Origin of the sequence: Microbacterium sp. NPDC080005, from assembly GCF_040702445.1 — a bacterium.
Taxonomy (GTDB): domain Bacteria; phylum Actinomycetota; class Actinomycetes; order Actinomycetales; family Microbacteriaceae; genus Microbacterium; species Microbacterium oleivorans_D.
Window position 1 is genome coordinate 1,070,316 of sequence record NZ_JBFBLD010000002.1, and the last position, 12,939, is coordinate 1,083,254.

A 12,939-nucleotide genomic window follows, 5' to 3' on the forward strand; every position below is an offset into this window, starting at 1 on the left:
GGCATCCATTGCATCGAGTGGCACCCGCCACCCGGGCGGCCGCACGCCGCCCCGCATCCCCCCGCGTCGGCGGATGCAACGGATCCGCCGCGACTCGCCGGTACCCGAGCGGATGCCGCGGCGCGCCGTCCGGCATCCGTTGCATCGCGTGACACCCGCCACGTCCCGAACACGACGACGCCCCGACATCCTCGAGGATGCCGGGGCGTTCCGTGCGCGCCTTACAGTCCGCGCGCGAGGCGGTAGTACGCCTGGTTCCAGCGGAGCTCCTTCTGGAACCCGCGCACGGTCGTGTCCTCGTCGATGACGAGCAGCTCGGTGCCGGCGATCTCCGCGAAGTCGCGGAAGACCTCGATGCCGACGGCGGTCGTCATGACGGTGTGGTGCGCGGCGCCGGCCGCGAGCCAGCAGGATGCCGAGGTCGCGAAGTCGGGCGACGGCTTCCACACGGCGCGGCCGACCGGCAGCTTCGGCAGATCGGGGGCGTCGACGTTCTCGACGACGTTCGCGACGAGGCGGAACCGGTCGCGCATGTCGCTCATCGCGACCACGAGGGCGGGACCCGCGTCCGCCGTGAAGACCAGGCGCACGGGGTCGGCCTTGCCGCCGATGCCGAGCTCGTGCACCTCGAGGCGCGGCTTCGACGTCGTGAGCGACGGCGAGACCTCCAGCATGTGCGCGCCGAGGATCCTCTCGTTGCCGGGCACGAGGTCGTAGGTGTAGTCCTCCATGAGGCTCGCGCCGCCGGACAGGCCGGAACCCATGACGTTCGCGACGCGCACGAGGATCGCGGTCTTCCAGTCGCCCTCGGCGCCGAAGCCGTAGCCCTCGGCCATCAGGCGCTGCACGGCGAGGCCGGGCAGCTGCGTCAGTGCGCCCAGGTCCTCGAACGACGTCGTGAACGCTCCGAAGCCCCCCGCCTCGAGGAACGAGCGCAGCCCGATCTCGATCGCGGCGCCGTCGCGCAGCGACTGGTGCCGCTCGGCTCCCGGCAGCAGCTCGTCGGCGACGTCGTACGAGGCGACGTACTCCTCGACGAGGGCGTCGATCTGCGCCTCGGACGCCTGGGCCACGGCATCCGCCAGCTCGTTCACGCTCCACGTGTTGACCTGCACGCCGAACTGCAGCTCGGCCTCGGTCTTGTCGCCCTCGGTGACGGCGACGTAGCGCATGTTGTCACCGAAACGGGCGAGCTTGAGAGTCTTGACGGCCTGCCAGCCCGCGGCGGCGCGCTCCCAGTCCTCGATCTGCTGCACGACGACGGGGTTCGAGACGTGCCCGACGACAGTCTTGCGCGGCACGCCGAGGCGCGTCTGGATGTACCCGAACTCGCGGTCGCCGTGCGCGGCCTGGTTGAGGTTCATGAAGTCGAAATCGATGTCGTTCCACGGCAGCTCGACGTTCGCCTGCGTGTGCAGGTGCAGCAGCGGCTTGCGCAGCGCGTCGAGGCCCGAGATCCACATCTTCGCGGGGCTGAAGGTGTGCATCCACGCGATGACGCCGATGACCGAGTCGTCGGCGTTCGCGTCGAGGGCGAGCCGCTTGATCGACTCCGAGTCCTTGAGGACCGGCTTCCACTCGACCTTCACCGGCAGACCGGCGAGTCCCTCGGCGACGGCCTGCGACTGCTCCGCGACCTGGCGCAGCGTCTCCTCGCCGTAGAGGTTCTGGCTGCCGGTGACGAACCAGACGGTGTACTGCTCGAGGCTGGTGGAGAGGGTCATGCTGTTCCTTCGTTCGATGAGCGGATGCCGCGCAGCGGCAGTGCGGTGACGGCGGCGGCCTCGGCGGCGAGACCGGCGCGGTAGCGGGTGAGGTACTCGGCGAATCCGGCGACGTCCGCCGGATCCGGGTCGGCGGTGACGGATGCCGCACCGGCGAACACGTGGTCGTCCAGGTAGGTGGCGAGGTCGGTCCCGCGCTGCGCCGCGGTGAACGCGGCGAGCACGGCCATGCCCCACGCGCCGCCCTCGGCCGCGGTGTCGCCGACCGTGACGGGAGCGTCGAGCGCCCCGGCGAGGAACCGCTGCGCGACGCCGGCGGTGCGGAAGACCCCGCCGTGCGCGAACATCTGGTCCAGCCCGACACCCTCCTCGGCGAGGGTCTGCATGCCGATCGCGAGCGTCGCGAACACGCCGTAGACCTGCGCGCGCATGACGTTCGCGAGCGAGAAGTCCGCGTCCGGGGTGCGCACCACGAGCGGGCGACCCTCGGCGAGCCCGGCGATCGGCTCGCCGCTCAGGTGGTTGTAAGCGAGGACACCACCGGCATCCGCGGCGCCCTTGAGGGCCTCGCGCAGGAGCGTCTCGAAGACGGCATCCGTCGTCAGCGACTGACCGGATGCCGCGGCGAACCGCGCGAACAGAGACACGAACGACGCCAGCTCGCTCGCGCCGTTGTTGCAGTGCACCATCGCGACGGGGTCGCCGGCGGGGGTCGTGACGAGGTCGATCTCGGTGTGGACCCGCTCCAGCGGGCGTTCGAGGACGACCATCGCGAAGATGCTCGTCCCGGCGCTGACGTTGCCGGTGCGCGGCGAGACCGCGTTGGTCGCGACCATGCCGGTGCCCGCGTCGCCCTCGGCGGGAGCCGCGACGGCACCCGGGCGAAGTGTTCCGGTCGGGTCGAGCAGGGCGGCGCCCTCCGCCGTGAGAGTCCCGGCATCCGCTCCCGCGGGGAGCACCTCGGGGAGCAGGTCCGTGAGGCTGCGACCGGCGAGGAAGGCGGCGGCGTGCGCGTCGTATGCGGCGACGCGCTCGCGGTCGTACCGGCCGTCGATGCCGATCGGGAACATGCCCGACGCGTCGCCGACGCCCAGAGCGAAGCGGCCGGTGAGCTTCTCGTGCACCCAGCCGGCGAGGGTGTTGATCTTGGCGATCAACGCGACGTGCGCCTCGTCGTCCAGGACGGCCTGGTGGAGGTGCGCGATCGACCAGCGCAGCGGGATGTTGACGCCGAGCAGGTCGGTCAGCTCGGCCGCGGCGGCGCCCGTCGAGGTGTTGCGCCAGGTGCGGAACGGGACGAGGAGGTTCCCGTCCGCGTCGAATGCGAGGTAGCCGTGCATCATCGCCGAGACGCCGATGCCCGCGAGGCCGGTGAGCTCGGCGCCCTGACGGCGGACGTCGGTCACGAGGTCGGCGTAGGCCGCCTGCAGACCTGACCAGATCGCGTCCTCGGCGTAGGTCCACACGCCGTCCTCGAGCGCGTTCTCCCACTCATGGCTGCCGACGGCGAGCACCGTGGTGGGATCGGTGGCGTCGACGAGGCAGGCCTTGATGCGGGTCGAGCCGAGCTCGATGCCCAGCGCTGCGGCGCCGGTGGTGATGACGGAGGCCGCGCTCATCGGCGGTCGTCCGAGCTCTGGCCGTACACGTTCTGGTAGCGGTTGTAGAGGGCGTCGATCTTGTCCTGCGGGATGGGGATCAGCTCGCCGCCCTGGCGGGCGAAGTGCACCGTGCGGGCGGCGTCCTCGCACATGACGGCGGCCTTGACGGCATCCTTCGCGCTCACACCGATCGTGAACGGGCCGTGGTTCTGCATGAGCACGGCGCGGGAGCGGTGCCCGCGCAGGGTCTCGACGATGCCGCGGCCGATCGAGTCGTCGCCGATGATCGCGAACGGTCCGACCGGGATCGGGCCGCCGAACTCGTCGGCCATCCCGGTGATGACGCAGGGGATCTCCTCGCCGCGCGCGGCCCACGCGACCGCGTAGGGGGAGTGGGTGTGCACGACGCCGCCGACGTCGGGCATGTTCCGGTAGACGTAGGCGTGCGCAGCGGTGTCGCTCGAGGGCGAGCGGTCGCTGCCCGGGCTGCCGGGCACCACGTTGCCGTCGAGGTCGCAGAGGATCATGTTCTCGGGTGCGAGGTCGTCGTACGAGACGCCGGACGGCTTGATGACGAAGAGGTCGGCGCCGGGAACGCGACCCGAGACGTTGCCCCCGGTCCAGATGACGAGGCCGTAGCGGACGAGTTCGGCGTGGAGGGCGGCCACGTCCGCGCGGACGGCGGCGATCGCCTCATCGAGATCGGTCATGCGCTCGATGTTATCGGTAACATCTCGCCTTCGCCAGGTCGGAACACCACTGCGCTCCGACCTGGCCTGCCCTAGCTCCTCGAGAATCGCGAGCTCGACGCATCGCAGCATCCATCCGGCGCCCGGCGACGGTGAATCTGCGGAGCCGGCGCACCCCCGCTTCTCACCCGCGCGGCGCGGCGGTCGACGCACGGGCGACGAGCACCGGGTCGGCGACCTCGCCCGGCGCCGGCAGGCCCAGCGCCTCGGCGACGACGCGGCGGGCTTCACCGGCCGTGTCGACGCGCACTGTGGTGAGCGCGGGTGTGTAGAAGGCGGCATCCGCGTTGTCGTCGAACCCGGTGACCGAGACGTCCTCGGGCACGCGCAGCCCCGCTGCGACGAGGCCCGCGATGAGCCCCAGTGCCATCTGGTCGTTGGCTGCGGCGACCGCCGTCGGGCCGTCCGAACGTCGGACGGCCGCAGCCACCTCGCGCGCGACCGCGGCTCCCGCGGCCGCGCTCCAGTCCCCCCGCCAGACCGTGGCGGGACGGATGCCGGCGGCCGCCGCCGCTGCCGAGGCACCCTCGTCGCGGGCCGTCGCCTCGAGCCAGTCCGCCGGTCCGGCGAGCAGGGCGATGCGGCGGTGCCCGAGGGCGAGGAGGTGCTCTATCGCGAGCGCGGCGCCCGCCCGCTGACGCTCGGCGCCCGCGCCGGTGTGCAGCGCGGCGATCGGCGTCTCGCCGGCCACCTGCCGCAGCGCGGGCAGCGTCGCCGTGTGCGCCGCGACGACGATCAGCGCATCGACCCCCTGTGACAGCAGTCGCTGGGCGGCATCGGTGACGGATGCCGGGTCCGCGGCATCCGCGTAGGCCGTCGCCAACCAGCGGTCGGCCTCACGGGCGGCCGCGTCGAGCGCGGCGATGCCGGCGCCGGGGCCCCACAGGGTCGCGTCGGAGGCGACGACGCCGACGGTGCGGGTCGTCGAGGTGCCGAGGGCGCGCGCGGCGTTGTTGATGCGGTAGCCGAGCTCGGCCATCGCGGCCTCGACGCGAGCGCGGGTCTCGGGCCGCAGGTTCGGGCTGTCGTTGATGACGCGCGAGACCGTCTGCGTCGACACCCCCGCGCGCGCGGCGACGTCGCGCACGCCGGCGCGTGTCGTCCCGGCCCGTCCCATGGCGCTCACTGTAGCGGTCGCCATCTCACGCCGATGCGCCCCCTGTCGAGCGTCCGGACGCATCTCGCACCCGCGGTTACCGTGGAAGATCCACCCCGACGCACGGAGGAGGGACCGGATGCGGCTGCTGCAGCGCCTTGCGCTCGGACGCCTCTACGCGCGCCTGCCCGAGTGGGTGCGGCTGGTCGTCGCCGCGGCGGCCGTCGTGCTGGGCGTGGTCATCGTCATCCGGCCGACGACCGCCCTCGGCGTGCTCGCGTGGCTGATCGGCGGCGGCATGGTCCTCACGGGGGTCATCGAGCTGACGGGGCGCGACACCGAGGCCGCGCGTCCCCGCTGGCGGACGCTGACCGGTGGCGCGTGGCTGATCGGCGGGCTCATCGTCCTGCTGACCCCTGGCCTGACCGTGCGCGTCGTGGCGACCCTCGTCGGCGTCCTGCTGCTCGTGGCGGGTGCGCTCGGGGTGATCGCCGTGTTCGCGAAGGGGCGCTCGATCGACGCGCGTATCGCGGATGCCGCCTTCTCGGTGTCCGGCGTGATCTTCGGCGTCCTCGCACTGTTCTGGCCCGACATCACACTGCTCGTCGTCGCGGTCGTCTTCGGCGCGCGGCTCATCATGAGCGGTGTCGTCGATCTGTGGACGCGGGTGCGTCGCCGCCGCGACACCGAGCGGGAGCGTCGCCACCAGCCGCAGCGCCTGCGCCGATGGGGACGGACGGTCACCGCGCTGGTCTCGGTGGCGCTCGCCGTCACGACCGCGCTCGTCACTGTGCCTCTCCGCGAGGGGTCCACCGTCGTCGACGACTTCTACGCCGCGCCCCGAGACATGCCGGGGGAGCCCGGGCGCCTCATCCGGGCGGAGCCGTTCACCAACGGCATCCCGGTGTCGGCGACGGCGTGGCGCATCCTCTACACGACAACGGGCGTCGACGGCGAGGTGCGCGTCGCGAGCGGTGTCGTGGCTGTGCCGAAGGAGGGCGACGGCCAGTGGCCGATCATCGACTGGAACCACGGCACGACGGGGTACTCGGAGCACTGCGCGCCCTCGCTGCAGCCGCGCGGACTCTGGTCGGGAGCGCTCTACAACCTGCCGACGATCATCCGGCAGGGGTGGGCGGTCGTCGCGACGGACTACATCGGGCTGGGCACGGTGGGGCCGCATCCGTATCTCATCGGCCCGCCGAGCGCGACGGCGTCGCTCGACGCCGTGCGCGCCGCCCGCGAGCTGCAGGATGCCGACCTCGGCACCCGCACGGTGATCTGGGGTCACTCGCAGGGCGGCGGTGCCGCGCTGTGGGCCGGTGCCATGGCGCGCGAGTACGCGCCCGAGCTCTACGTGCAGGGGGTCGCGGCGCTCGCACCGGCCAGCGACCCGCCTGCGCTCGTCCAGAACATCTCGAGTGTGACCGGTGGCAGTATCTTCGCGTCGTACGCCTTCGCCTCGTTCTCGTCGATCTACGACGACGTCTCGTACGACGACTATGTCCGACCCGGTGCCGACACCGTGCTGCGACAGATGTCCGAGCGGTGTCTGTCCGACCCGGCGATCGTCGTGTCCGTCGCGGCGGCGCTCGGGATGAGCGGCGACCCCCGTCTTTTCTCGACGCCGCCGGCCACCGGTCCCCTCGGCATCCATCTGCGGGCCAACGCGGCGCCGCTGCGGCAGAACGCGCCGCTGCTCGTCGCACACGGCGGGGCCGACAGCGTCATCCCGGTGACGACGCAGACGGCGTACGTCGAGAGGATGTGCATGGCCGGTCAGATCGTCGACTACCGGATCTACGACGGGTATGAGCACGCGGCGGTCGTCGAGCGTCCGTCGCCGCTCCTCGAGGAGCTCATCGACTGGACGGCCGCGCGCTTCGCGGGTGAGCCGGCACCCGAGGAATGCTCGACCACCCGGGAATGAGACGGTGGTCGGAGTGCGCCCATAGGGTGGACGCATGACCGAGAACACGCTTCCCTCCGGCATCCAGCTCGATGAGCTGAGCGCCGACATCCGGCCTCAGGACGACCTGTTCCGCCACGTCAACGGCGCGTGGCTGGAGCGCACCGAGATCCCCGAGGACAAGGCGCGCTGGGGGTCGTTCCACCTCATCGCCGAGCAGGCCGAGAAGGACGTCAAGACGATCATCGAGGAGTCGACGGATGCCGAGCCCGGCACCGAGACCCGCAAGATCGGCGACCTGTACGCGAGCTTCATGGACACCGCCGCGATCGAGGCGAAGGGCGCCGAGGCGATCGCTCCGCAGCTGACGTACGTCGACCAGGTCACCGGCATCCCGAGCCTGCTGCAGACCTCCGGAACCCTGGAGCGCGAGGGCGTCGCCGGCGTGTTCAGCACCTACATCGAGCCGGACCCCGGCAACCCGCAGCGGTACGTCCTCTTCCTCGTGCAGGGCGGCCTCTCGCTGCCCGACGAGAGCTACTACCGCCTCGACAACTTCGAGAAGACCCGTGCGGCCTTCCGCGCGTACGTCGCGACGGTCTTCGGTCTCGCCGGTGTCGCCGACGCCGAGGCGCAGGCGGACCGCGTGCTCGCTCTCGAGACCGAGATCGCCTCGCACCACTGGGACAACGTCCGCAGCCGTGACGCCGTCGCGACCTACAACCTGATGAGCTGGGATGCCGCGGTGCAGCTCACCGGCGTCGACCTGGCGCCCTGGCGCGACGCCGTCGCCCCCGGCAAGGCGGGCGTCATCGACGAGGTCGACGTCAACCAGCCGAGCTTCTTCGAAGGACTCGGCACCCTGCTGGTCGAGGACCGGCTCGAGGACTGGAAGGCGTGGCTGCGCCTGCAGGTCATCCGCGCGTCGGCGCCGTTCCTGTCGCAGGCGTTCGTCGACGCGAACTTCGCGTTCTACGGCACCGAGATGACCGGTGTGCCCGTCAACCGCGAACGCTGGAAGCGCGGTGTCTCGCTCGTCGAGGCCGCCCTCGGCGAGGCGGTGGGCAAGGTCTACGTCGAGCGTCACTTCCCGCCGCGCGCGAAGGAGGAGATGGACGTCCTCGTCGACAACCTCATCGAGGCGTACCGGCAGTCGATCTCGTCGCTCGAGTGGATGACGCCCGCCACGCGCGAGCGCGCGCTCGAGAAGCTCGAGGCGTTCACGCCGAAGGTGGGCTACCCGGTGAAGTGGAAGGACTACTCGGATCTCGAGATCGAGGCATCCGACCTCATCGGCAACGTGCGCCGCTCGAACGCGTGGCAGCACGACCAGCAGCTGGCGAAGCTCGGCGCTCCCATCGACCGTGACGAGTGGTTCATGACGCCGCAGACGGTCAACGCGTACTACAACCCGCTGATGAACGAGATCGTCTTCCCCGCCGCGATCCTGCAGCACCCGTTCTTCGACATGGAGCGCGATCCGGCCGCGAACTACGGCGGCATCGGTGCGGTCATCGGCCACGAGATCGGTCACGGCTTCGACGACCAGGGGAGCGCCTTCGACGGCACCGGTGCGCTCAACGACTGGTGGACGGACGAGGACCGCGCGTCCTTCACGGAGCGCACCAAGACGCTCATCGAGCAGTACAACGCGCTTGTACCGCAGGGGCTGTCGTCCGATCACACGGTCAACGGGGCGCTGACGATCGGCGAGAACATCGGCGACCTCGGCGGTCTCGGCATCGCGATCAAGGCGTACCGGCTGCACCTGCAGGCCACCGGATCGACGGACGCCGACGGTCCCGTCATCGACGGGCTCACCGGCATCCAGCGTCTGCTGCTGAGCTGGGGCCAGATCTGGCAGCAGAAGGGGCGGGATGCCGAGACGATCCGTCTGCTGACGATCGACCCGCACTCGCCGAACGAGTTCCGCTGCAACCAGATCGTCCGCAACATCGACGAGTTCTACGCCGCGTTCGACGTGACCCCGTCGGACGAGCTCTGGCTCGACGAGGACAAGCGCGTCACCATCTGGTGACCGTCATGCGCGGCGCGCCGGTCGTCAGCATCGAGCTGGAGTTCGATGCCGCGACCGAGCGCGCCGTGCGCACGGAGTGGCAGGCGCTCGCCGACGCCGGGCTGTCGAGCCTCGCCGCGCACACCTCGCCGTCGAACGCGCCGCACGTGACGCTGCTGGTGCGGGAGGCCGTGACGCTGGCCTCGGTGCCGCTGCCTGCGGCGTTCCCGATGACGCTCGGTGCCGTGGTGCTCTTCGGCGCGGGGGAGCGGCGGGTGCTCGCACGATCGGTCGTACCGTCGCCGGACCTGCTCGCGCTGCACGCCGCCGTGCACGAGGCCGCCGGCCCCGGTGAGGACGCTCCGTACACCGCGCCGGGCGAATGGATGCCGCACGTCACCCTCGCGCGTCGGCTCAAGGTCTCGGACCTGGAGCAGGCGCTGCCGCTACTCGGTGAGCCGATCACCGGGACGGCGCGGGGGCTGCGGCGGTGGGATGCGGCATCCGCGACCGTCACCGAGCTGGGGGTGTTCGGGGGCTGATCCCGGATCGGACTGAGCACGATCTCCGGTCGCATCGCATCGTGTCGATCGAGGGCGCCGACGGTGACGAACTCGGTCAGCCAGGGCTCGAGGAGGGCACTACAGCGGTATGGCATCGGCGCGGGCTCCTCGATACAGGGGTTTCCGCGCCGATCGTCACGACCGGTGAGTACAACACCGTTTCGCTGGTTGGCAAGGCCTCACCGTTCGCGCCGGCGGGGTGGTTACATTCTTCCCGCGACGCGAGTGGAGCAGCATGGACAGCAGCAATCGGTCCGGCCGGGTTGCCGGCGACGAGGTTCGGCGAGTCCTTGATCTGTTGCAGAAGTACCGTGTCGCGGAGCGGGACATGCAGGCTCGTGCGAGGCGGTTGCTGTCGGTGAGTGAGAACGAGCTCGCCGCGATGCGTTTCCTGCTTCGTCAGCCCGATCGCGCGGCTCGCCCGCAGGACCTGCTTCGTCATCTGGCCATTTCTTCGGCGGCTGTGACGACGATGATCGACAAGTTGGAGAGTGCCGGCCGTGTGAAGCGTCGGACGGTCGAGGGGGATCGCCGTGCGGTCGCGATCGTCGCGACGACTCTCGCTGAGGAGGAATTGCGCGGGGTGCTCGGGGACGCGGACACGCTGATGGAAGCCGCCGCTAGCGGGTTCACCCCGTCGGAGCTGCGCCAGGTGGAGACGTTCCTGATTGCGGTGACGAAGACCGTCGACGGCATCGCTGCGTGAGCCGCGCCGTTTCATGACGGCGGTCTGCGTCAGTCCGTGGCGGAGGCCGAGGATTCGGGTGTGGCCTCGGGTTCGTAGTGTCCCAGCGACCTCTCTTGAAGGTAGGCGCACAGTTCCGCGGCGATCTGCAGCTCGTGTGTGAGGCCATTGAGTTCGAAGCTCGTCAGTTCGAGCGTCTGCTCGGCGGGTTCGATGAAGACGTGCCAGCTCAGCTCCTCGCCGACGGCGCGAGGTTCGATCCACACGGAGTTCGGTGCAGCCATCAGCGGAATGAGGACGAGGCCGGTGTCCTCCCCGCCGGAGCCGTCCTGGACGGCGACACGGATCTCTTCACCGCCGCTTCGCGCGTCGATGAACTCCGCTACCCAGTGTTCGAGCGTTTCCTTGCTGTGGAAGACCATGCGCCTTGTCTTTCTCGTGCTGACCCCAGTGAAGGCGCGTGCGCCCGTACTGATTATGAATGGCTCAGTATGCGAAAGCGGAACGCGCTTATGGTCTCTCCATGGGACGCATCATGGTGGAGCAGATCATCACCGCCGACGGATTCGTGCAGGACGCGGAAGGCGGGATGAAGTTCATGAGCGCCGCTCCGATCGACAGCACCGATTCCGACCAGATCCGGCTCCTCGAGCAGACCGGCGCGATCGTCCTCGGGCGGAAGACGTACGAGATGTTCGCTGGCTACTGGCCGACGGTCGACCCGGCCGACGAACCCGTTGCAACACTGATCAACTTCCTTCCCAAGCATGTCGTGAGCAACACGATCGACGTCGCCCCGTGGGGTCCGCATCGCGAAGCGACCGTCGAGCCGGGGGACCCCGTGGCCACTCTCACTCGACTACGGGCCGATGTCGACGGAAACGTACTGGTGTGGGGCAGTCTGCAGCTCACGGACGCGCTTTTCCACGCGGGGCTCGTCGACGTGCTGCGACTTCGCCAGATCCCGAGCCTCATCGGGGACGGTCGCGGTCCGACCCCTCGCGACCTCGATCAGGCCGTCGTCCACCAGGTGGGTCTTCACGCCGGATCCAACTGGGTCACCACCGAGTACGAGGTCACACCCCATCCCGCACCCGACGTTCGTTGACGGTCGACGGACCCGACGCGCGCTGGATCGTCGAGCTGCAGCAGCCCGTCGCCTGACCGGCCGCTCCGGGAACGTGTCGCGCCGCTTCCGCGCCGCGAGGAGGTCGCATCGCGTTCCCGGAACAGCCTGCGCTCGCGGTCAGGCCTTCACCGGGTTCCAGCCCGGCTCATCGCCCAGCCCCGTCAGCACGCGCGCGGTGATCGACCGCAGCTGCTTCTGCTGCGCGGGGGTGAGCCGGTCGAGCACGATCCGGTGGACCAGGTCGACGTGACCGGGACCCGCCGCACGCCGCGCCTCGGCGCCGGCTGCGGTGAGGATCGCGAGGGTGTAGCGACCGTCCGCGGGGTCCATCTCACGGCGCAGATATCCGCGCGATTCGAGGCGGGTCGCCGCGCGGGACAGGCGCGACAGTGAGCTGTGCGCGTAACCGGCGAGCGTGCTCATCCGCAGGCGGCCGTCGTCGGCGCGGGAGAGCGCGAAGAGGATGCCGTACTCGAAGTGCGTGAGCCCGGCATCCCGCTGCAACTGGGCGTCGAGTGCAGCAGGGAGCCACTCCAAGAGCGTCGCCAGCGACGACCAGGTCTCGAGGTCGTCGGAAGAGAAATCATCGCGCTCGGGCACGCTCCGATCATAAGTCATGACTTGCTCAGTCAAGTCATCCGAGATACCGTCACTTGCTCAGTCAAGTGAAAGGCCTTCACCATGGACCTCCAACTCCGCGGAAAGCGCGCGTTCGTCACCGGTTCGACCCAGGGCATCGGTTTCGCCATTGCCCATGCCCTCGCCGCCGAGGGCGCGGCCGTTCTCCTCAACGGTCGCGATGCCGCCCGGACGCACGCAGCAGCCGACCGACTGCGCGCACTCGTCCTCGGGGCCGACATCGACGTCGCCCCCGGTGACGTCACCGACCCGGGGGCGTTCGCCGACCTCCCCGAGATCGACATCCTCGTCCACAACGCCGGCGCGTTCGGTCTGAACGAGTTCGCCGGCACGGATGACGCCGAGTGGCAGCGATACCTCGACGTGAACCTCATGGCGGGTGCCCGGCTTTCGCGGCGCGTCCTGGCCGGGATGCGCGAGCGACGGTGGGGCCGCATCATGTTCATCGCGAGCGAGTCCGGCGTGAACGTCCCCGCCGACATGATCCCGTACGGCGTCTCGAAGGCCGCAACGATCGCCCTCGGCAACGGTCTCGCCAAGCTCACGCGCGGGACCGAGGTCACGGTCAACACGGTGCTCGGCGGCCCGACCTACTCGGACGGCGTCGCGTCGGTCGTCGAGTCGATCGCGGCCGCCCAGGGCGTGCCGGCGGATGCCGTCGCGGCATCCGTCATCGGTCAGAACAGGACCACGCTGCTGGAGCGCTTCATCCGCCCGGAGGAGATCGCGGCGCTCGTGGCCTTCCTCGCGAGCCCTCGCGCCTCGGCGATCAACGGCGCGGCTCTCCGCGCCGACGGCGGGGTGCTGACCGGGATGCTCTGACGCCC

General features: G+C 70.3%; 12 protein-coding genes. 6 read left to right on the forward strand and 6 right to left on the reverse strand.

The window, feature by feature from the left end:
• Positions 1 to 221 precede the first annotated feature (221 nt).
• The 4 genes from araA to AB0259_RS12005 form a co-directional block, all read right to left on the reverse strand.
• Positions 222 to 1,724, reverse strand: a complete 1,503-nt coding sequence (araA, locus tag AB0259_RS11990; protein ID WP_366222752.1) for an L-arabinose isomerase — start codon at positions 1,722 to 1,724, stop codon at positions 222 to 224.
• Entirely contained in the window at positions 1,721 to 3,343 is a 1,623-nt protein-coding gene (locus tag AB0259_RS11995) for an FGGY-family carbohydrate kinase (protein ID WP_366222754.1), read from the reverse strand. The genes araA and AB0259_RS11995 overlap by 4 nt, the downstream gene beginning before the upstream one ends.
• Positions 3,340 to 4,035, reverse strand: coding sequence for an L-ribulose-5-phosphate 4-epimerase (locus AB0259_RS12000; protein WP_251581439.1), 696 nt, complete (start codon positions 4,033 to 4,035; stop codon positions 3,340 to 3,342). The genes AB0259_RS11995 and AB0259_RS12000 overlap by 4 nt, the downstream gene beginning before the upstream one ends.
• 163 nt (positions 4,036 to 4,198) lie before the next feature.
• Positions 4,199 to 5,191 carry a substrate-binding domain-containing protein gene (locus AB0259_RS12005; protein ID WP_366222756.1) on the reverse strand — a complete coding sequence of 331 codons (993 nt, stop codon included), beginning with the start codon at positions 5,189 to 5,191 and terminating at the stop codon, positions 4,199 to 4,201.
• Positions 5,192 to 5,309: 118 nt separating this feature from the next.
• On the opposite strand from AB0259_RS12005, the gene AB0259_RS12010 reads away from it, so the two are divergent.
• The 4 genes from AB0259_RS12010 to AB0259_RS12025 all read left to right on the forward strand — a co-directional run bounded on the left by AB0259_RS12010 (position 5,310) and on the right by AB0259_RS12025 (position 10,365).
• Positions 5,310 to 7,100, forward strand: coding sequence for a lipase family protein (locus AB0259_RS12010; RefSeq protein ID WP_366222758.1), 1,791 nt, complete (start codon positions 5,310 to 5,312; stop codon positions 7,098 to 7,100).
• Between the two features lie 34 nt (positions 7,101 to 7,134).
• Entirely contained in the window at positions 7,135 to 9,117 is a 1,983-nt protein-coding gene (locus AB0259_RS12015; protein WP_366222760.1) for a M13-type metalloendopeptidase, read from the forward strand.
• Positions 9,118 to 9,122: 5 nt separating this feature from the next.
• Positions 9,123 to 9,638, forward strand: coding sequence for a 2'-5' RNA ligase family protein (locus tag AB0259_RS12020; RefSeq protein ID WP_366222762.1), 516 nt, complete (start codon positions 9,123 to 9,125; stop codon positions 9,636 to 9,638).
• 256 nt (positions 9,639 to 9,894) lie between these two features.
• On the forward strand, positions 9,895 to 10,365 hold the full coding sequence (locus AB0259_RS12025) for a MarR family transcriptional regulator (protein WP_366222764.1): 471 nt from the start codon (positions 9,895 to 9,897) through the stop codon (positions 10,363 to 10,365).
• 29 nt (positions 10,366 to 10,394) lie between these two features.
• On the opposite strand, the gene AB0259_RS12030 is transcribed toward AB0259_RS12025, so the two are convergent.
• Entirely contained in the window at positions 10,395 to 10,766 is a 372-nt protein-coding gene (locus tag AB0259_RS12030; RefSeq protein ID WP_366222766.1) for a hypothetical protein, read from the reverse strand.
• A 101-nt stretch (positions 10,767 to 10,867) separates the two neighbouring features.
• Here AB0259_RS12030 and AB0259_RS12035 point away from each other — a divergent pair, with 101 nt between their 5' ends.
• On the forward strand, positions 10,868 to 11,452 hold the full coding sequence (locus tag AB0259_RS12035; RefSeq protein ID WP_366222768.1) for a dihydrofolate reductase family protein: 585 nt from the start codon (positions 10,868 to 10,870) through the stop codon (positions 11,450 to 11,452).
• Between the two features lie 138 nt (positions 11,453 to 11,590).
• Here the strand turns inward: AB0259_RS12035 and AB0259_RS12040 are convergent, their stop codons facing one another.
• The gene (locus tag AB0259_RS12040; protein WP_366222770.1) at positions 11,591 to 12,073 is read right to left on the reverse strand and encodes a MarR family transcriptional regulator; all 483 of its coding nucleotides are present in this window, start codon (positions 12,071 to 12,073) and stop codon (positions 11,591 to 11,593) included.
• Positions 12,074 to 12,154: 81 nt separating this feature from the next.
• On the opposite strand from AB0259_RS12040, the gene AB0259_RS12045 reads away from it, so the two are divergent.
• The gene (locus AB0259_RS12045; RefSeq protein WP_366222772.1) at positions 12,155 to 12,934 is read left to right on the forward strand and encodes an SDR family NAD(P)-dependent oxidoreductase; all 780 of its coding nucleotides are present in this window, start codon (positions 12,155 to 12,157) and stop codon (positions 12,932 to 12,934) included.
• Positions 12,935 to 12,939 lie beyond the last annotated feature (5 nt).